Source organism: Kineococcus vitellinus (assembly GCF_009906315.1).
Lineage (GTDB): Bacteria > Actinomycetota > Actinomycetes > Actinomycetales > Kineococcaceae > Kineococcus > Kineococcus vitellinus.
The window spans coordinates 1-18,890 of record NZ_JAAALL010000060.1 but is presented as its reverse complement, the minus strand read 5'-3'; the positions used below and the strand labels follow the sequence as shown (position 1 = coordinate 18,890).

Annotated in this window: 17 protein-coding genes and 1 pseudogene; 14 read left to right on the top strand and 4 right to left on the bottom strand. The window is 77.1% G+C overall.

Translation table 11 applies throughout. The annotated features are described in order from the left end of the window. On the bottom strand, positions 1-1,174 hold a 1,174-nt coding region (pdxR, locus tag GTQ99_RS07840), incomplete at its 3' end, for a MocR-like pyridoxine biosynthesis transcription factor PdxR (protein WP_166615183.1). A 126-nt stretch (positions 1,175-1,300) separates the two neighbouring features. On the opposite strand from pdxR, the gene GTQ99_RS07835 reads away from it, so the two are divergent. Beyond that, entirely contained in the window at positions 1,301-2,296 is a 996-nt protein-coding gene (locus GTQ99_RS07835) for an EamA family transporter (RefSeq protein WP_205707006.1), read from the top strand. On the opposite strand, the gene coaA is transcribed toward GTQ99_RS07835, so the two are convergent. Then, positions 2,184-3,188: a type I pantothenate kinase gene (gene coaA, locus GTQ99_RS07830; protein WP_338074796.1), complete on the bottom strand. Its 1,005-nt coding sequence runs from the start codon at positions 3,186-3,188 to the stop codon at positions 2,184-2,186. The genes GTQ99_RS07835 and coaA overlap by 113 nt on opposite strands. Positions 3,189-3,272: 84 nt before the next feature. On the opposite strand from coaA, the gene glmS reads away from it, so the two are divergent. The 9 genes from glmS (at position 3,273) to rimI (ending at position 12,727) form a co-directional block, all read left to right on the top strand. Then, a complete protein-coding gene (glmS, locus tag GTQ99_RS07825; RefSeq protein WP_166615181.1) occupies positions 3,273-5,147 on the top strand; it encodes a glutamine--fructose-6-phosphate transaminase (isomerizing) in 1,875 nt (624 codons plus the stop codon). Between the two features lie 100 nt (positions 5,148-5,247). Further along, on the top strand, positions 5,248-5,601 hold the full coding sequence (locus GTQ99_RS07820) for a holo-ACP synthase (protein ID WP_166615180.1): 354 nt from the start codon (positions 5,248-5,250) through the stop codon (positions 5,599-5,601). 52 nt (positions 5,602-5,653) lie between these two features. Beyond that, positions 5,654-7,138: an NAD(P)H-hydrate epimerase gene (locus GTQ99_RS07815; protein ID WP_166615179.1), complete on the top strand. Its 1,485-nt coding sequence runs from the start codon at positions 5,654-5,656 to the stop codon at positions 7,136-7,138. Positions 7,139-7,162: 24 nt separating this feature from the next. After that, positions 7,163-8,434 carry an alanine racemase gene (gene alr, locus GTQ99_RS07810; RefSeq protein WP_338074795.1) on the top strand — a complete coding sequence of 424 codons (1,272 nt, stop codon included), beginning with the start codon at positions 7,163-7,165 and terminating at the stop codon, positions 8,432-8,434. After that, positions 8,431-9,453 (top strand): alpha/beta fold hydrolase, encoded by a 1,023-nt coding sequence (locus tag GTQ99_RS07805; RefSeq protein WP_166615178.1) that lies wholly within the window; start codon positions 8,431-8,433, stop codon positions 9,451-9,453. Before alr ends, GTQ99_RS07805 begins: the two co-directional genes overlap by 4 nt. After that, complete coding sequence (gene tsaE, locus GTQ99_RS07800) at positions 9,450-9,971, top strand: tRNA (adenosine(37)-N6)-threonylcarbamoyltransferase complex ATPase subunit type 1 TsaE (protein WP_166615177.1); 522 nt, start codon at positions 9,450-9,452, stop codon at positions 9,969-9,971. The genes GTQ99_RS07805 and tsaE overlap by 4 nt, the downstream gene beginning before the upstream one ends. A gap of 38 nt (positions 9,972-10,009) precedes the next feature. Then, the gene (tsaB, locus tag GTQ99_RS07795; RefSeq protein ID WP_166615176.1) at positions 10,010-10,678 is read left to right on the top strand and encodes a tRNA (adenosine(37)-N6)-threonylcarbamoyltransferase complex dimerization subunit type 1 TsaB; all 669 of its coding nucleotides are present in this window, start codon (positions 10,010-10,012) and stop codon (positions 10,676-10,678) included. A gap of 140 nt (positions 10,679-10,818) precedes the next feature. Next, complete coding sequence (locus GTQ99_RS07790) at positions 10,819-12,225, top strand: MFS transporter (RefSeq protein WP_166615175.1); 1,407 nt, start codon at positions 10,819-10,821, stop codon at positions 12,223-12,225. A gap of 19 nt (positions 12,226-12,244) precedes the next feature. Next, positions 12,245-12,727 (top strand): ribosomal protein S18-alanine N-acetyltransferase, encoded by a 483-nt coding sequence (gene rimI, locus GTQ99_RS07785; protein ID WP_205707005.1) that lies wholly within the window; start codon positions 12,245-12,247, stop codon positions 12,725-12,727. On the opposite strand, the gene GTQ99_RS07780 is transcribed toward rimI, so the two are convergent. Then, positions 12,690-13,910, bottom strand: coding sequence for a THUMP-like domain-containing protein (locus tag GTQ99_RS07780; protein ID WP_166615174.1), 1,221 nt, complete (start codon positions 13,908-13,910; stop codon positions 12,690-12,692). The two genes, rimI and GTQ99_RS07780, sit on opposite strands and share 38 nt — an antisense overlap. Positions 13,911-14,115: 205 nt before the next feature. On the opposite strand from GTQ99_RS07780, the gene groES reads away from it, so the two are divergent. Both groES and groL read left to right on the top strand, forming a co-directional pair. Continuing rightward, positions 14,116-14,412, top strand: a complete 297-nt coding sequence (gene groES, locus GTQ99_RS07775; RefSeq protein ID WP_166615173.1) for a co-chaperone GroES — start codon at positions 14,116-14,118, stop codon at positions 14,410-14,412. 91 nt (positions 14,413-14,503) lie between these two features. Then, positions 14,504-16,129, top strand: a complete 1,626-nt coding sequence (gene groL, locus GTQ99_RS07770) for a chaperonin GroEL (protein WP_166615172.1) — start codon at positions 14,504-14,506, stop codon at positions 16,127-16,129. A 99-nt stretch (positions 16,130-16,228) separates the two neighbouring features. On the opposite strand, the gene GTQ99_RS07765 is transcribed toward groL, so the two are convergent. Further along, complete coding sequence (locus GTQ99_RS07765) at positions 16,229-16,531, bottom strand: WhiB family transcriptional regulator (protein WP_166615171.1); 303 nt, start codon at positions 16,529-16,531, stop codon at positions 16,229-16,231. A gap of 400 nt (positions 16,532-16,931) precedes the next feature. Between GTQ99_RS07765 and GTQ99_RS27490 the strand changes: the two are divergent. Further along, a pseudogene (locus tag GTQ99_RS27490) lies at positions 16,932-17,139 on the top strand (MerR family transcriptional regulator); the annotation flags it as partial. A gap of 1,015 nt (positions 17,140-18,154) precedes the next feature. Next, a complete protein-coding gene (locus GTQ99_RS07755; RefSeq protein WP_166615184.1) occupies positions 18,155-18,766 on the top strand; it encodes a response regulator in 612 nt (203 codons plus the stop codon). Positions 18,767-18,890: the final 124 nt, after the last annotated feature.

Genomic DNA, 18,890 nt, shown 5'->3' with positions numbered 1-18,890 from the left:
TCGTCACCCGGCGGGCCCGCTGGCGCAGGCGCACCCGCCGCAGGTGCGCCTGCAGCTGCCCGGTGGCCAGCAGGTCGGCCAGGGCCAGCTGCGGCAGGACCGGCGCGGCGATGTCACCGGCGTGCCGGGCCGCGAGCAGGTCGGCGCGCAGGTGCGCGGGAGCGGCCAGCCAGCCCAGCCGCAGCCCCGGCGCCAGCGTCTTGGAGGTGCTGCCGGTGTGGGCGACGCGCTCGGGGGCCGAGGCCTGCAGCGCGGGCACGGGTGCGCGGTCGTAGCGGTGCTCGGCGTCGTAGTCGTCCTCGACGACCAGCCGGTCGCGCCCGTCGGCGGCCCACGCCAGCAGCTCGCGGCGGCGGGCGGGGGAGAGCACCACCCCGGTCGGGAACTGGTGCGCCGGTGTCACGACGGCCACGTCGGCCGCCGCCGCGCGCAGCTGCGCGACGTCCACCCCGTCGGCGTCGACGCCGAGGCCGACGGGCGCCAGCCCCCAGTGCGCGAGCTGGGCCCGCGCCCCGGCCGAGCCGGGGTCCTCGACGGCGACCGCCCCGTGCCCGCGGGCCCGCAGCACCTGGGCCAGCAGGGCGAGGGCCTGCGCCACGCCGGAGGTGACGAGCAGCGCGTCGGGGTGCACCCGCACGCCCCGGGTGCGCGCCAGCCAGCCCGCGAGCTCGGCGCGCAGGCGGGGGTGCCCGCGCGGGTCGCCGTAGCCGAGGTCGGCGGCGGCCGCGGTGGCCAGCGCGCGGCGCTCGGCGCGCAGCCACGCGGCGCGGGGGAAGGCGGACAGGTCCGGCAGCCCCGGCCACAGGTCCAGCTCGACGGCGCGCCGGGGCCGCGAGCCCACCGGGAAGGGCGCACCGGCCGGCGCGGGTCCCGCCGCGGGTCCCGGCGCGCCGGGCGGTGGGCGGTGCGCGGCGGCGACCCGGGTCCCCGAGCCCACGCGGGCCAGCAGCAGCCCCTCCTCCGCGAGGCGCTGGTAGGCCCCCACCACGACACCGCGGGAGACGCCGAGGTCGCCGGCGAGGGTGCGGGCCGCCGGCAGCGCGTCGCCGGGCGCCAGCGTGCCGTCGAGCACGGCCGCGCGCAGCCGGCCCGTGAGCCAGCCGCCCAGCGTGCGCCGCGGCACCCCGCTCGCGTCGAGCTGCAGGAAGTCGGTGCCGCGCGGGGAGCCGTCCACCCGCCCCTCCTCCCCGCGGACTCGCACGCCGTCGGGCCTGCTCGGTCGGCCTCGCACGATTGGTCCTGCACGGTCGTCGCGGATCGGTCCTGTCCGGTGGACCACCCGCCGCGCAGCATGGCAGCCGTGGACACGACGGACCAGGGGGCGACCCCGACCGCGACCCCGACCGCGATCCCGCGCGCGACCCGGTGGGCGGTGCCCGCGGGGGTGCTGGCGATGACGGCCGTCGGCGGCAGCACGGCGGTGTCCGGCCGGCTGGCGCACGCGCCGCTGGCCGCGCCGCAGGCGCTGCGCTACGCCCTGGCGTGCGCGCTGCTGCTGCTGGCCGCGCGGGCGGCCCGGCAGCCGGTGCGCCGCCCGCGCGGTGCGGAGTGGGCGTGGCTGGCGGGGGTGGCCGCCAGCGGGCTGCTGCTCTTCAACGCGGCGCTGGTGCGCGGCGCCGAGCACGCCGAGCCGGCCGTGTTCGGGGTGGCCGTGGCGAGCGTGCCGCTGGTCCTGGTGCTCGCCGCCCGCCGCCGTCCCGCGCCCCGCGCCCTCGCGGCCGCGCTGCTGGTCGGCGGGGGCGCGGTGCTGCTGCACGGCGCGGGCCGCAGCGACGCCGAGGGGCTGGGGTGGGCGCTGCTCGTGCTGGCCGGGGAGGTGGGCTTCACCCTGCTCGCGGTGCCGGTCCTGGTGCGCCACGGGGCGTTCGGGGTCTCGGTGCACACCACGTGGATGGCGGCGGCGGGCTTCGGCGCGGCCGCGCTGCTGGGGCCGGGACCCGCCGCGGTGCGCCTGACGCCCGCCGACCTGCTCGCGGTCGCCTACCTCGCCGTGGCCGTGACCGCGGTGGCGTTCGTGCTCTGGTACTCCTGCGTGCGCCGCCTCGGCGCGGGCCGCGCGGGGCTGCTGACGGGCGTCGCCCCGCTCGCGGCCGCGGCCGGCGGGGTGCTGCTGGGGGCCCCGGCGCCCGGGGCGGCGGCCTGGGCCGCCCTCGCGGTCGTCGTGGCGGGGCTGGTGGTGGGGCTCACACCTTCCGCAGGCGCACCTGGCGCACGGAGTGGTCGGGGCCCTTCTGCAGCACGCAGGTGGCGCGACCGCGCGTCGGCCGCACGTTCTCCAGCAGGTTCGGCTCGTTGATGTCCTCCCAGATCCGCTCGGCGCGGGCGACGGCCTGGGTGTCGGTGAGCGTGGCGTAGCGGTGGAAGTACGACTCGGGCTTGGAGAAGGCCGTGCGGCGCAGCTCCAGGAAGCGCGAGACGTACCAGGAGCGGACGTCCTCGGTGCGCGCGTCGACGTAGAGGGAGAAGTCGAAGTAGTCGCTGACGGCCACGCCCTGGGTGCCGTCGGCGCGCACCCGCGCCGGCTGCAGCACGTTGAGCCCCTCGACGATGAGCACGTCAGGGCGGCGCACCACGGTCTGCTCGCCGGCCACGATGTCGTAGACCAGGTGCGAGTACACCGGCGCGCGCACCTCGGGCGCCCCGGACTTCACGGCGGAGAGGAAGCGCAGCAGCGCCCGCCGGTCGTAGGACTCCGGGAAGCCCTTGCGGTGCAGGATGCCGCGCCGCTCCAGCTCGGCGTTGGGCAGCAGGAACCCGTCGGTGGTGACCAGCTCCACCCGCGGGGTCTCCGGCCAGTGCGAGAGCAGTTCGCGCAGCACGCGGGCGGTCGTCGACTTGCCGACGGCCACCGAGCCCGCGATGCCGATGACGAACGGGGTGCGCTCGACCTCCTCGCCGAGGAACGTCGAGGTCGCCGCGTGCAGCGAGCCCACCGAGCGGTCGTAGAGGGTCAGCAGCCGCGACAGCGGCAGGTAGACCTCCTCGACCTCGCGCAGGTCGACGCGGTCGCCCAGGCCCCGCAGCCGGGCGACGTCCTCGCCGGTGAGCGTCAGCGGGGTGGCGGCGCGCAGCGCGCTCCAGTGCTCGCGGTCGAGCGCGACGTAGGGGTTGGCCGTGGGGACCGGGCCGGAGGCCGCCCCCCGGCTCGCCGGGCCTGCCGCCGCGGACGCGGGTGTGCCCGTGTTCACCGGCGCGAGGCTACCGGGTGACCTCGACACCCCCGCGTCCACAGGTGGGCCGCCGCCCGCGCGCGGGACCGTACCCTCGGGAGCATGTGCGGAATCGTCGGGTACGTGGGGACGCCGGCTGCGGGCGGCGCGGGGGTGGACGGCACCGAGGTCGTCCTCGAGGGCCTGCGCCGGCTGGAGTACCGCGGCTACGACTCGGCGGGCATCGCCGTCGTGGCGGGCGGCGGGGTGCAGACCCGCAAGAAGGCCGGCAAGCTCGCCAACCTCGTCGAGGTCCTCGGCGCCGACCCGCTGCCCGCGGCGGCCACGGCCATCGGCCACACCCGCTGGGCCACCCACGGCGGGCCGACCGACGCCAACGCCCACCCGCACCTGGACGCCTCCGGCCGCCTCGCGGTCATCCACAACGGCATCGTCGAGAACTTCGCGCTCCTGCGCGCCGAGCTGCTGGAGGCCGGGACGCCGTTCACCAGCGAGACCGACACCGAGGTCGTCGCCCACCTGCTCGGCCGCGCGCACGCCGCCGACCCGGCCGCCGGCCTCGCGGCCGCGATGCGCGCGGTCTGCGCCCGGCTCGAGGGCGCGTTCACGCTGCTGGCCGTGCACGCCGACGAGCCCGGCACGATCGTCGGCGCGCGCCGCAACTCCCCGCTCGTCGTGGGGCTGGGCGAGGGCGCCAACTACCTCGGCTCGGACGTGGCGGCGTTCATCGCGCACACCCGCGAGGCCCTGGAGCTGGGCCAGGACCAGATCGTCACCATCACCGCCGACGACGTCGTCGTCACCGGGTTCGACGGCACCCCCCGCGAGGGGCGCCGCTTCCACGTCGACTGGGACGCCGCGGCCGCCGAGAAGGGCGGGTTCCCCTCGTTCATGGCCAAGGAGATCCACGACCAGCCGCAGGCGATCGCCGACACCCTGCTCGGGCGCACCGACGCCGAGGGCCGGCTGCAGCTGGACGAGATGAAGATCTCCGAGGCGGAGCTGCGCAGCGTCGACAAGATCGTCGTCATCGCCTGCGGGACGGCCGCCTACGCCGGGCAGGTCGCCAAGTACGCCATCGAGCACTGGTGCCGCATCCCCGTCGAGGTGGAGCTGGCCCACGAGTTCCGCTACCGCGACCCCGTCGTCTCCGAGCGCACCCTCGTCGTGGCGATCTCGCAGTCCGGCGAGACGATGGACACCATCATGGCCGTCCGCCACGCCCGCGAGCAGGGCGCGAAGGTGCTGGCCATCTGCAACACCAACGGCTCCACCATCCCCCGCGAGTCCGACGCGGTGCTCTACACCCACGCCGGCCCGGAGATCGCCGTCGCCTCCACCAAGGCGTTCCTGGCCCAGATCACCGCCTGCTACCTGCTGGGGCTGTACCTGGCGCAGCTGCGCGGCAACAAGTTCGCCGACGAGGTCGCCGACGTGCTCGCCCAGCTGCACGAGATCCCCGGCCAGGTGCGCCAGGTCCTCGACGGCCTCGAGCAGGTCCGCGAGATCGCCCGGTACATGGCCGACACCCGCTCGGTGCTCTTCCTGGGCCGCCACGTCGGCTACCCCGTGGCCATGGAGGGGGCGCTGAAGCTCAAGGAGCTCGCCTACATCCACGCCGAGGGCTTCGCCGCGGGCGAGCTCAAGCACGGCCCGATCGCGCTCGTCGAACCCGGCCAGCCGGTGTTCGTCGTGGTGCCCAGCCCGCGCGGGCGCGACTCGCTGCACTCCAAGGTCGTCTCCAACATCCAGGAGGTGCGCGCGCGCGGGGCGCGGACCCTGGTCATCGCCGAGCACGGCGACACCGACGTCGAGCCGTACGCCGACGTGGTCATCCGCATCCCGCGCACCTCCACGCTGCTCTCGCCCCTGCTGGCCGTGGTCCCGCTGCAGGTGTTCGCCTGCGAGCTGGCCACCGCCAAGGGCCTGGACGTCGACCAGCCGCGCAACCTCGCCAAGTCGGTCACCGTCGAGTGAGCCCCGCCCGCCGCGACGGGGCTCCCCCGCGGGGAGCACCCCGCCGCGGGCGGTCGCGGGCGAGCGTGGGACCGTGACGCCGGCGGAGGAGGCTGAGGCAATGATCGTCGGAGTGGGCATCGACGTCGTCGACATCGCGCGGTTCGTGCGGCAGGTCCAGCGCACGCCGCGGCTGCTGGACCGGCTGTTCGGGGACGGCGAGCGGGGGCTGCCGCCGGAGTCGCTGGCCGCGCGCTTCGCCGCCAAGGAGGCGCTCGCCAAGTCGCTGGGCGCGCCGGTGGGCCTGGTCTGGCGCGACGTCGTCGTCGAGCGCGAGCAGGGCCACCGCCCCGAGGTCGTCGTCCGGGGCAGCGCCAAGAAGATCGCCGACGAGATGGGCGTGGAGCGCTTCCACCTCTCCCTGTCCCACGACGCGGGCATCGCCAGCGCCGTGGTCGTCGCCGAGGGGCGCTGAGCGGGCCCTCGCCGAAGGGCGCCGGGCGCCCCGCGGTGCCAGGCTCGCTGCCGTGATCGCCGCGCACCCCGCCGACTCCGTCCGCGCCGCCGAGCGGGCCGCCCTGGCGCTGCTGGCCCCGGACGCGCTCATGCAGCGGGCCGCCGCGGCCCTGGACGTCGAGTGCGCCCGCGCGCTGCGCCGCCGCGCCGGCGGCCTGGTGGGGCGCCGCGTCGTCGTCCTCGCCGGTTCCGGCGACAATGGCGGGGACGCCCTGCTGGCCGCCGCCCGGCTGGCCCGCCGCGGCGTCGCCGTCCTCGCGCTGCGCACCGCCGCCACCGCCCACGCCGCGGGCGAGCGCGCCGCCCGCGCCGCCGGCGCGCGGGTGCGCGAGTGGGCCCCGGGCGACGAGAGCACCTGCGCCGCGGCCGACCTGCTGGTGGACGGCGTCGCCGGCATCGGCGGTCGCGGTGGTCTGCGCGCCCCGCTGCTCGCGCTGCCCGCCGCGCTGGCCGCCGCCGGGGAGCGGGCTCCGCTGGTCGTCGCCGTCGACCTGCCCAGCGGCCTGGACGCCGACTCCGGCGCCGTGGGCGGCACCGTCCTGCCCGCCGACCTCACCGTCACCTTCGGCACCGCCAAGCCCGCGCACCTGCTGGGGCCGGCGGCCGGGCTGTGCGGGCGCCTGGTCGTGGCCGACATCGGCGTCGCCGGCCTGCTGGGCGCCCCGGCGGTGGAGCGCGTCGAGCTCGCCGACGTGGCCCGCCGCTGGCGGCGCGCCGGGGCGGGCGACGACAAGTACTCCCGCGGCGTCGTCGGGGTCGTCGCCGGTGGCCCCGACTACACCGGCGCCGCCGTGCTGGCCGTCGAGGCGGCCGTGCGCGCCGGTGCCGGGATGGTGCGCTACGCCGGGCCGGAGCACCCGGCCGAGGTCGTCCGCCTGCGCCGCCCCGAGGCCGTCGTCGGCACCGGCCGGGTGCAGGCCTGGGTGCTGGGCCCGGGGGTCAGCCCCGACGACGGCGAGCAGCAGGCGCGCATCCGCGACGCGCTCGCCTCTGGCGAGCCCGCGGTCGTGGACGCCGGCGCCCTCGGCGGCCTGCCGGCCACCCTCGGCCCGCAGCACGTGCTGACCCCGCACGCCGGGGAGCTGGCCCGGCTGCTGGCCGCGCTGGGCGAGGAGGCCTCCCGCGCCGAGGTGGAGGCCGACCCGCTGGCGCACGCGCGCCGGGTGCACGAGGCGACCGGGGCGACGGTGCTGCTCAAGGGCGCGGTGACCACCGTCGTCGGCGCGGGGCGGGTGCTCACCGCCGCGACCGCGCCGCCGTGGCTGTCCACCGCGGGGGCCGGGGACGTGCTGGCCGGCATCCTCGGGGCGGCGCTGGCCGGGCGCCCGCACGACCCGCCCGCCGAGGTCGCCGCCGACGCCGCCGCGCTGCACGGCTGGGCCGCGGCGCTGGCCTCCGCGGGCGGGCCGCTCGCGGCCCTGGACGTCGCCGACGCCGTGCCCGCGGCCCTCACCTCGCTGCCGGGCTGGCCCGGCGGGGAGGTCCCGGGCCGCTGAGGTGCGGGCGGGTACCGTCGGGACGTGGCAGAGCAACCGGTGGGGGCTCCCGGGCGAGCACCCGAGCGAGCACCGCTGCCCGGCGTCCCGGCCGAGGCGGTGGTCGACCTGGACGCCGTGGCGCACAACGTGGGCGTGGTCCGCGCCGCGGTCGCGCCCGCGCAGGTGATGGCCGTGGTCAAGGCCGACGCCTACGGGCACGGCCTGGTGCCGGTGGCGCGCGCCGCGCTCGCCGCCGGGGCCACGTGGCTGGGCGTCGCGCACGTCCACGAGGCCCTCGCGCTGCGCGCCGCGGGCGTCGAGGCGGACCTGCTGGCCTGGCTCCTGACCCCCGGCACCGACCTGGCGCCGGCCCTCGCCCGGCGGGTGGACCTGTCGGTGGCCGCGCTGTGGGCGCTGGAGGAGGTCGTCGCCGCGGCCCGCGCCACCGGCACCACCGCGCAGGTGCACCTGGAGGTCGACACCGGCATGTCCCGCGGCGGCGCCTCGCCCGCGGAGTGGCCGGCGCTGCTGGACGCGGTGGCGGAGCACGTCGCCGACGGCCTCGTGCGGGTGCGCGGCACGTGGGCGCACTTCGCCAGCGCGGACGTGCCGGGCGACCCCTCGGTGCCCGCCCAGCTGGCGGCCTTCGAGGAGGCCCTGGAGCTGGCCCGCCGCCACGGCGTCGACCCGGGCCTGCGCCACCACGCCAACTCCGCCGCCGCCCTCTTCGTGCCGCAGGCGCGCTACGACCTCGTGCGCGCCGGGCTGGCGCTCTACGGGCTGAGCCCCTCCCCGGAGCGCGCCTCCGGCGCCGAGCTGGGCCTGGTGCCGGCGATGGCGCTGGCGGCCCGGCTGGCCCACGTGCGCCGGGTGCCGCAGGGTGCGGGGGTGTCCTACGGGCTCACCTACCAGGTGCCGCGCGAGACCACCCTCGGCCTCGTGCCCGTCGGCTACGGCGACGGGCTGCCGCGGCACGCCTCCTGGGACGGCACCCGCTCGGGGGAGGTGCTCGTCGCCGGCGCCCGCCGGCGCATCGCCGGGCGCGTGTGCATGGACCAGGTCGTCGTCGACCTCGGCGACGACGACGCGGCCCCCGGCGACCCGGCGCTCGTCTTCGGGCCCGGCACGTCGGGGGAGGCCACGGCCGACGACTGGGCGCGGGCCGCCGGGACGATCTCCTGGGAGGTCGTCACCCGCATCGGCGCGCGGGTGCCCCGCCGCTACGTGGGCGCCCTGGCGGACCGGCCGGCGGGCCGGCCGGCGGACCGGCCGGCGGACCGGCCGGTCCCGAGCACCGCGGGGGCGGGGGCGTGAGGCCGGCGCTGCGCGCCGCGCGCGGCCACCGCCCCGCCGCCCGCCGCGAGGAGCTGCACCCGCTGAGCGGCGAGCCGGTGGAGGTGCTCACCGACGACGGCGTGCGCCTGCACGTGGAGGTGGACCCCGCCGACCGCGCCGACGCGCCCGCGGTGGTGCTCTGCCACGGCTACGCCCTCAGCGCCGACGCCTGGCACTTCCAGCGGCTGGCGCTGCGCGGGCGCCACCGCCTGGTGCTGCCCGAGCAGCGCGGGCACGGCCGCTCCGAGCGCGGTCCCGCCGGGAGCCTGACGATCGCCCGGCTCGCCGACGACCTCGGGCAGGTGCTCGACCGGGTCGCGCCCGACGGCCCGCTGGTCCTCGTGGGCCACTCCCTGGGCGGCATGACGGTCATGGAGCTGGCGGTGCGCCGCCCGGACCTGCTGGCGCGCGTGGAGGCGGTGGCCCTCGTGGCCACGAGCGCGGGCGGGCTCGCGGCCGCCGACCACGGGCTGCCGCTGCTGGGGCACCACCTGGTGCGCTGGGCGGAGCTGGCCCTGGAGCGGGCGGCGCCGCGCGCGGACGTGCTGGAGCGCAGCCGCCGCCTGGGCGCGGACCTGGAGCAGCTGCTGGTGCGGCACTGGAACTTCGCCGGCCCGGTCTCCCCGGAGCTCATCCGGCTGGCCGGCCGGATGATGGCGCAGACCCCCACCGAGGTCGTCGCCGAGCTGCTGCCGGCCTTCAGCGCGCTCGACGAGCGCGAGGCGCTGCGGGCGCTGGCGGGCCGTCCCGCGCTCGTGCTGGCCGCCGAGCGCGACCTCATGACCCCCGCCGCGCACTCGCGCGAGATCGCCGACGCCCTCCCCGGCGCCGAGCACGTGCTGGTGCGCGGCGCCGGGCACCTGCTGATGCTGGAGCACCCGGCGGTCGTCACGGCCCGCCTGGAGCGGCTGCTGACCCGCTGCGAGGCCCGCCGCGCCGCCGCGCTGCACGAGGTCGTCGTGCCGCTGCCCCGGCGCACCCGGCGGCGGCGCCGGTGAGCGCGCTGGAGCTGGTGCTGGCCGGGCCGCGGGACACCGCGGCGTTCGGCGCGCGCCTGGGCGCGCTGCTGCGCGCGGGGGACCTGCTGGTGCTCGCCGGCGACCTGGGCGCCGGCAAGACGACGCTCACCCGCGGGCTGGCCGAGGGGCTGGGCGTGCGGGGGCCGGTGACCTCGCCGACCTTCGTCATCGCCCGCGTGCACCCCTCGCTGCGGGGCGGGCCGCCGCTGGTGCACGTGGACGCCTACCGCCTCGGCTCGCTCGCCGAGGTCGACGACCTCGACCTCGACGCCTCCGCCGAGGAGGCCGTCACGGTCGTGGAGTGGGGCCGCGGGCTGGTGGAGGAGCTGGCGGGGGAGCGCCTGGAGGTGGACCTGCTGCGCCCGCACGGGGCGAGCGCGGCGGCCAGCGACGAGGAACCCGTGGAGCCGCGCACGGTGCGCCTGCGCGGGGTCGGCGCGCGCTGGGCCGGCCTGGCCCGGGACCTGGGCCCGCGAGCGGGCGCGGACCCGGCGTGAGCGCGCTCGCCGACCCCGCGGCGGCCTAGGATCCCCGCGTGCTGCTGCTCGCGATCGACACGGCCACCGACGGCGTTGCGGTCGCCGTCTGCGACGGGGAGCGGGTCCTGGCCGCCCGCCGCGCGGGCGACGCCCGCTCCCACACCGAGGTCCTCGTGCCCACCGTCGCCGAGGTGCTCGCCGCCGCCGGCCGCGAGCGCACCGAGGTCACCGACGTCGCCGTCGGCGTGGGGCCGGGCCCCTACACGGGCCTGCGGGTCGGGCTGGCGACGGCGCGCACGCTGGCGCTGGCGTGGGGGGCGGCGGTGCACGGGGTCTGCTCGCTGGACGTGCTCGCCGCGCAGGCCGTCGCCGGCGGGCTGTCGGGGGAGTTCCTGGTGGCCACCGACGCCCGCCGCCGCGAGGTGCACACCGCCCGCTACGTCGCGGACGGGCGGGGGGTGCGCCGCACCGCGGGCCCGGACGTGGTCGCCCCCGCCGCCGTCGAGCGCGCCGGGCTGCCGGTGGTGGGGCGCGGCACGCAGCTGCACCCGGACGCCCTGGGGCCGGCCACCGGGCCCTTCGACGTCGACGGGGGGGCGCTGGCGCTGCTGGTGCTCGACGCCCTCGCCGGGCGGGGCGCCTGGGAGCTGCTGCCGCCCGAGCCGCTGTACCTGCGCCGCCCGGACGCGACCGTGCCCGGTGCCCGCAAGCGCGTCACCGCCTGAGGGCCCGCGGCCCGCGATCACCCGTTTGACAGAGCACGGTCACGGGGAGTTCTCTATCGAATATCCGAGCGCCTCCGCGCCGCGTCGAACCGCCGGCGGATCCGCGGCCGCGCGCTCCCCGCGTTCGAAGAGGAGCTCCCATGACCGGTCCGACGGCCGACCCGTCCGGCGCCACGCACGCCCGGCTGCAATCACCCGAACTGCGCTCGGCCATCTCCAAGGCGTCCCGGCGGCTCATGCCGATGATCGTCGTGCTGTACGTCGTCGCCTTCCTGGACCGCACCAACGTCAGCTTCGCGACCGAGGCGCTGGAGGTGGACCGCGGCATCTCCGCGGCGGCCTACGCGTTCGGCGCCGGGGTGTTCTTCCTGGCCTACGCGATCTTCGAGATCCCCAGCAACCTGGCGCTGCAGCGGTTCGGGGCCAAGGCGTGGCTGGCCCGCATCGCCATCAGCTGGGGGATCGTCTCCACCTGCTTCGCGTTCGTGCAGGGCGAGACCTCGTTCATCGTGCTGCGCTGCCTGCTCGGCATCACCGAGGCCGGGCTGTTCCCGGGCATCATCATGTTCCTCGCGGAGTGGTTCCCCAACCGCGAGCGCGTGCGGATGTTCGCCATCTTCTACCTGGCGCAGCCGTTCTCGCAGATGATCGGCTCCCCGCTGTCCGGGGCGCTGCTGTCGATCGGCGACCGCACGGACTGGATCGCCGGCTGGCAGCTGATGTTCGCCGTCGAGGGGCTGCTGGCGGTGGTCGCCGGCATCGCGGCGTTCTTCTTCCTCGTGAACTCCCCGCAGGACGCGAAGTTCCTGGACGCGCAGGAGAAGGCCGCGCTGCGCGACGTCATGGTCGACGAGAACGCCGTCAAGCACGACGACGGCCCCAAGGGCGTGTGGGCGGCCATGCGCAACGGCAAGGTCTGGTACTTCACCGTCATCTACTTCTGCCTGCAGATCGCCGTCTACGGCGTGACGTTCGGCCTGCCCAGCCAGGTCTCCGGCCTGGTGGGCCGCGAGGTCGGCTGGGAGGTCGGCCTCATCACCGCGATCCCGTGGTTCGTCGGCATCTTCTCCTGCTACTTCGTCGGCCGGCACGCGGTGACCGTCCGCCGCCGCCGCACCTGGGGCGCGCTGCTGTTCGTGACCACCGGCCTGTTCATCTTCGGCTCCGCGTGGGCCGGGACCAACGGCTACGCCCTGCTCGGCATCCTCTTCATCACCCTCGCGGTGGCCTCGTTCCTGGGCATCGGGCCGATCACGTGGTCCTACCCGACGGCGTTCCTCACCGGCACGGCCGCGGCCGCCGGCATCGGGCTGGTGAACTCCCTGGGCAACCTCGGCGGGTTCGTCGCCCCGATCCTGCGCGAGCGGATCGCCGACGCGACCGGCTCGGACACGGCCGGCATCGCCGCCCTGGGCGTCCTGCCGTTCGTGGCGGCCGTCCTGATGCTGGGCACCGCGAAGTTCCGCATCAGCGCGGACGCGCTGCTGGCCGAGCGCTCCGGCGGCGTCCAGCTGCCCGTGGACCCGCAGCGCACGACGGAGCGCTGAGCGCTCCTAGGCTGGCCCGGTGAGCGAACCCGCCGCGGCCCCCGCGCTGCGCCGCATGCGCTGGTGGGACGTCGCCGCCGTGCACGCCCTGGAGGCCGACCTGTTCGGGCGCAGCGCCTGGTCGGTGGAGTCCTTCTGGGGCGAGCTGGCCCAGCCCAACCGGACGTTCCTCGTCGCCGTGCAGCCCGGCGGCGAGGACGTCGTCGGCTACGGCGGGATCCTCGTCGCGGGCGCCGACGCCGACGTGCAGACGATCGGCGTCGCGCGCACCGCGCAGGGCCGGGGCCTGGGGCGCCGGCTGCTGCGCGCGCTGCGCACGGCGGCGCGCGAGGCCGGCGCCGCCCGGCTGCTGCTGGAGGTCCGCGCCGACAACGCCCCCGCGCAGGCGCTGTACCGCGGCGAGGGCTTCGAGCAGATCGCCCGCCGCGCGCGCTACTACCAGCCCGAGGACGTGGACGCGCTCATCATGCGGGCGGACCTGCGGGCGGACCAGAGGGGCTGAGGGGCTGCGCGCCCAGCGGCTCCACGACCAGCACCGACTGCCGGCCCGCCAGCCGGGTCAGCACGATCGTCGCCGGCCGCGAGCCCTTCAGCGCCAGCTGCCGGCGCAGCTGGTCGGGGTCGACGGCCGTGCCGCGCTTCTTGACCGTCAGCGCCCCCACGTCGAGCGCGCGCAGGCGCGCCCGCAGCGGCTTCAGCCCGAACGGCATGACCTCCAGCACCCGGTAACCGCGCGCGAACGGCGAGGGCGCGGGCGCGTCGGTGCTGACGTAGGCGATCGTCTCGTCGAGCAGCCGGCCGCCGAGGTCGGCGGCGACGCGCCCGACCAGGCCCGCGCGGATCACCGCGCCGTCGGGTTCGTGCAGGAACTCCCCGACGGGCCCCACCGGCGCCTGCGGCAGGTCGGTGTCGTCGAGCTCGTCGACGCGCCCGCCGCGCACCACCCGCGCGCTGCGCGCGGTACCCGGGCGCGCCAGCGGCCCGTGCCACAGCGCGCACTCCACCACCTCGCCGTCCACGGACGTCCACTGCGCCTCCGCGCCCGCGGGCAGCGCGGCGTGCGGCACGCCGGGGGCCAGCTTGGCGCCCGTGGCGGGCACGCGGGCCGCGGTGGCCAGCACGAACGACAGCGGGGGGGAGGTGGCCTCCGGGTCGAAGACCCGCCGCCCCGAGCCCGTGCGCCGGGCGGGGTCGAACCACGCGCCGTCGCCCCCGGCCAGCTCCCCGGTGACGCCGGCGGTGACGTCGGCGCAGCGCACCGGGCGGCCGAGGTTGTGGGCGGCGACGGCCGCGGTCACGGGGTCGGCGTCGACGGCCAGCACGTCCAGGCCGGCGTCCAGGAAGGCCAGCGAGTCCGCGCCCACCCCGCAGCCGAGGTCGGCCACGCGGCGCACCCCGGCGGCCGCGAAGCGGCGCGCGTGCTCGGCGGCGACGACGGCCCGGGTGGCCTGCTCGGTGCCGGCGGGCGTCAGCAGCAGCCCGTGCGCGCGGGGGCCGAGCTTGAGCGCGGCCCGCTCGCGCAGCCGCACCTGCGTGGTGGCCAGCGCCGCCAGGTGCGGGTCGTGGCCGGCGCGGCGCAGCCGCTGGGCGAGGGCGACGGGGTCCTCGGCGGCGCTGCCGGCGAGCTCGTCGAGCAGCGCGCGCCCGGCGGGGGAGGTCAGGGCGTCGACGTCGGGGACGTTCACCCGGGCGATGCTGCCAGGGCGGGCCCGGATCTGGCACTCGGCCGACGTGAGTGCTAGCGTTCGGGAGCAGCGTCGGTGGCACTCCCCCCATGGGAGTGCCAACCGCGAGGCAGTGGCCGCCCGGCACCCGCGACGACGGTCGTCCGCCACCTCGCAGCCGACCTTCCCGCACGAGTACGCGACAGAGAAGGGGAGGGCCGCACCAGTGTCGGTCTCCATCACTCCGCTCGAGGACCGCATCGTCGTCAAGCCGCTCGACGCGGAGCAGACGACCGCTTCCGGTCTCGTCATCCCGGACACCGCCAAGGAGAAGCCCCAGGAGGGCGAGGTCCTGGCCGTGGGCCCGGGTCGCGTGGACGACAACGGCAACCGCGTGCCCGTCGACGTCAGCGTCGGCGACAAGGTCATCTACTCCAAGTACGGCGGCACCGAGGTGAAGTACGGCGGCGACGAGCTGCTGATCCTCTCGGCGCGCGACGTCCTCGCCAAGGTCGCCAAGTAAGCGGCACGAGGTCCTGACGCCCCGGGCGCCCACCACCGGGCGCCCGGGGCGTTCCTCGTCCGCTGCCGAGCTCAGAAGGAGAACGCACCACATGGCCAAGCAGCTGTCGTTCAACGACACCGCCCGCAAGTCGCTGGAGCGCGGTGTCGACGCGCTCGCCAACGCCGTCAAGGTCACCCTCGGCCCCAAGGGCCGCAACGTGGTGATCGACAAGAAGTGGGGTGCGCCGACGATCACGAACGACGGCGTCACCATCGCCCGCGAGGTCGAGCTCGAGGACCCGTACGAGAACCTCGGCGCCCAGCTCGCCAAGGAGGTCGCCACCAAGACCAACGACGTCGCCGGTGACGGCACCACCACCGCGACCGTCCTGGCCCAGGCCATGGTCAAGGAGGGCCTGCGCAACGTCGCGGCCGGGGCGGCCCCGTCCGGCCTCAAGCGCGGCATCGACGCGGCCGTCGAGGCCGTCAGCGACAAGCTCCTGTCGCTGGCCCGCGACGTCGACGGCAAGGGCGACATCGCCCACGTCGCGACGATCTCCGCGCAGGACCCCGCCGTCGGCCAGCTGCTCGCCGACGCCTTCGACAAGGTCGGCAAGGACGGCGTCATCACGGTCGAGGAGTCCTCCACGACCGCGCTGGAGCTGGACTTCACCGAGGGCATGCAGTTCGACAAGGGCTACATCTCGCCCTACTTCGTCACCGACGCCGACCGGCAGGAGGCCGTCCTGGAGGACGCCTACGTGCTGGTCCACCAGGGCAAGATCTCCACGGTGCAGGAGCTGCTGCCGCTGCTGGAGAAGGTCCTGCAGTCCTCCAAGCCGCTGCTGATCATCGCCGAGGACGTCGACGGCGAGGCGCTGTCCACCCTCGTGGTCAACAAGATCCGCGGCACCTTCAACGCCGTCGCGGTGAAGGCCCCCGGCTTCGGCGACCGCCGCAAGGCGATCCTGCAGGACATCGCCACCCTCACCGGCGCGCAGGTCGTCGCCGAGGAGGTCGGCCTCAAGCTCGACCAGGTCGACCTCGACGCGCTGGGCACCGCCCGCCGCGTGACGGTCACCAAGGACGACACCACGATCGTCGACGGCGCCGGCTCCTCCGAGGACGTCGCCGGCCGCGTGGCCCAGATCAAGGCCGAGGTCGAGCGCACCGACTCCGACTGGGACCGCGAGAAGCTGCAGGAGCGCCTCGCCAAGCTCTCCGGCGGCGTCGTCGTCATCAAGGTCGGCGCGCACACCGAGGTGGAGCTCAAGGAGAAGAAGCACCGCATCGAGGACGCCGTCTCCGCGACGCGCGCCGCGATCGAGGAGGGCATCGTCGCCGGCGGCGGCTCCGCCCTGGTGCACGCCGTCTCCGTGCTCGAGGACGGCCTGGGCCTCAGCGGCGACGAGGCGACCGGTGTCGCCCTCGTGCGCAAGGCGGCCACCGAGCCGCTGCGCTGGATCTCGGAGAACGCCGGTCTCGAGGGCTTCGTCGTCGTCGAGAAGGTCCGCGCGCTCGAGCCCGGCAACGGCCTGGACGCCGCGACCGGCGAGTACGTCGACCTGCTGGCCGCCGGGGTCATCGACCCCGTCAAGGTGACCCGCTCCGCGCTGCGCAACGCCGCGTCGATCGCGTCGATGGTCCTGACCACCGACACCCTCGTCGTGGACAAGAAGGAGGAGGACCTCGCCGTCAACGGCGGCGCGGGCCACGGTCACGGCCACGGCCACTGACCCCTCCGCTCACGACGAAGGCCCGGTCCCCCGAGGGGGCCGGGCCTTCCGTCGTCCCGCGCGCCGCACCACACCGCGCACGGTGCTCGACGACGGGCGTCAGCTGGCGATGCGCAGCGCGCGGCGGCGCTCGGTGGCGTAGACGGCCTCGCGGTCGTCCTCGGTGAGCCCGCCCCACACGCCGTAGGGCTCGCGCACCTTGAGGGCGTGCTCGCGGCACTGCTGCAGCACGGGGCAGGTGGCGCAGATGGCCTGGGCGGCGGCGTCGCGGTTGCGGCGGGCGGGGCCGCGCTCGCCCTCGGGGTGGAAGAAGAGGTTCGGGTCGGCCTCGCGGCAGGAGCCGTCCAGCTGCCACTCCCAGATGTCGGCGACGGGTCCGGGGAGGCGGGAGATCTCGGCCATGGTGCGCTCCTGGGTGGGGAGGGATCTTGCTGACTGAGGATGAAGCTACAACCGCGCCAGAAGTTGTTCAAGCCCCTGGATCGAAGTTGTTCACGGCGATCGGACCGCGTCGCCACCGCGTCGACCCCGCGCCACCCCCGGGTCACCCCGCCCGGGGGGCCGAGAACGGCCTGAGCAGCGGGGACGCGGGCTCCCGGGCGACGCGACGGTGCACAACCCGTGAACAACCCTGTGGACGACGGGGTGAGCGGCCTCACACCCCGCGGCCCCCGCGCGCGACCCGCTGAACAACCGTGAACAACCCCCGGGCCCGGGGTGAGTGGCGGGGTGCCCCGCGGCTTGGGAGGATCGGCAGGTGTCCTCCTCGGCTCAGGGAGCTGCCGTGCCGCCGGCCCCGCGCATGACGCTGACCGTCGCCGCCGTCGCCCGCCGGCTGGGCGTGGCGCCGGCCACCCTGCGCACCTGGGACCGCCGCTACGGGCTGGGCCCCTCCGAGCACACCGCCGGCGCGCACCGGCGCTACTCCTCCTCCGACCTCGCCCGCCTGGTCGTCATGCGCCGGCTGACCCTCGAGGGCGTCGCACCGGCCGAGGCCGCCCGGATCGCCGCGACCACCGCCGTCGCCGACGGCGGGTTCGCGCTGGCCAGCGTGTCCACCATCCCGGCCGCGGTCATCGAGGCCGCCGTCACCGACGCGGCCGCCATCGCGGGTCCCGGCTCCGGCGGCCTGGCGGCCCTGTCCGGCGACGCGCCGGTCCTGGGGCTGGAACCGCTGGCGAGCCTGGCGGCCGGGGCCGGGCCCGCGGAGGACGCCGGGCAGGGCGCGGAGGCGGACGAGGGGGGCGCGGAGGCGGACGAGGGCGAGGAGGACGAGTCCGAGGACGCCGAGAGCCGCCCGTCGCCGCCGGGCGCGCGCGGCGCGGACGAGGCCGCCGACTGGGCCGTCAGCAGCCTCGCGGACCGCTTCGGCGAGGAGGTGCGCAGCCGCGGGGTCGCCCCCGCCTGGGACGCGGTGCTCGGGCCGGCGCTGGCCACCCGCGACGCCGCCCTGCACGAGGCCGTCGCCCGCGCCCTGGCCGCGCTGCCGGTCGCCGGGGGCGAGCGCGCCGTGCTCCTGGCGGGGGTGGACGCCCGCTCGCACGGGCCGGTGCTGCTCGCGGCGGCCGCCGCGCTCGCCGAGACCGGCGCCGGTGCCCGCGCCCTGGGCGACGGCGTGCCCGTGCGCGTGCTGACCGCCGCGGTGCGCCGGGCCCGTCCCCCGGCCGTGCTCGTGCACGCCGCCTCCGCCCCCGGCGGCGCCGTGCTCGACGAGCTCGCCGACCTGCTGCGCGTGCGGCCCGCCCCGCTGGTGGTGCTCTGCGGCGCGGGCTGGCCCGCCGACGCGCTCGAGCGCCTGCCGGGCTGCGAGCACGCCGGCGACCTCGCCGGCGCGGTCGCCCGCTGCGCGCAGGCCGTCCGGGCCTGAGCGCGCGGGCGGCTCCGGCGCGCCCGCCGCAGGTTCGTGCCGCGGCAGGCTCAGGACCGGGCGACCACCTGCCGACAACTCCCTGTGTGGCGCACCCGACGTGCGCCGCGGCGAGGCCACGGACGGCCCCGCTCCACCGACACAGGGAAGAGGTCGTGGTGGCAACGGTTCTGGTCTGTGATGACCTTCCACTCGCTCGTGAAGCCATGCGGCGCATGGTCGCCGCCGTCCCGGGCGTGACCCGGGTCGTGGGGGCCGCCTCCGGCGAGGAGGCGCTGCAGCGCTGGCCCGTCGAGCGTCCCTCGCTCGTGATCATGGACGTGCGGATGCCCGGCATCGGTGGCGTCGAGGCGGCCCGGCGGCTGCTCGCGCGCCACCCCGAGGCCAACGTGCTCATGGCGACGATGGCCGAGGACGGCGACGGCGTGGCCCGTGCGGTCGCCTCCGGCGCCCGCGGGTACCTCGTCAAGGACGTCTCGCGCGAGGAGCTGGCCACGGCCGTGCTCCAGGCCCTGCAGGACGTCTCGCGCCGCCGCGGCGGCAACCGCGCCCGCGCGGTGCTGACGGGCCGCGCGCCCGTCCTCACCGAGCGCGAGCAGCAGGTGCTCGTCGGCATGAGCCGCGGGCGCAGCAACGCGGAGATCGGCCGGGAGCTCTTCCTGTCCGAGGACACCGTCAAGACGCACGCCCGCCGGCTGTTCCGCAAGCTCGAGGCCGCCGACCGCGCGCAGGCGGTGGCTGTGGGATTCCGCTGGGGTCTCGTACGGTAGGCGGGTGAGCCCGGGGGGCGACGACGCCGGTGGACGGCAGGACGCGGACGCCAGAGGGCGTGACGCGGGTCCTGCCGTCGTCCCCGACGTCCCCCGGGTGGAGTTCACCGGCCCCGCCCTGGAC

Bases quoted from the DNA above. Each gene is read 5' to 3' on its own strand.
- glmS (WP_166615181.1), top strand. From the start codon at position 3,273: ATGTGCGGAATCGTCGGGTACGTGGGGACGCCGGCTGCGGGCGGCGCG.
- groL (WP_166615172.1), top strand. From the start codon at position 14,504: ATGGCCAAGCAGCTGTCGTTCAACGACACCGCCCGCAAGTCGCTGGAG.
- GTQ99_RS07765 (WP_166615171.1), bottom strand. From the start codon at position 16,531: ATGGCCGAGATCTCCCGCCTCCCCGGACCCGTCGCCGACATCTGGGAG.
- GTQ99_RS07790 (WP_166615175.1), top strand. From the start codon at position 10,819: ATGACCGGTCCGACGGCCGACCCGTCCGGCGCCACGCACGCCCGGCTG.
- GTQ99_RS07820 (WP_166615180.1), top strand. From the start codon at position 5,248: ATGATCGTCGGAGTGGGCATCGACGTCGTCGACATCGCGCGGTTCGTG.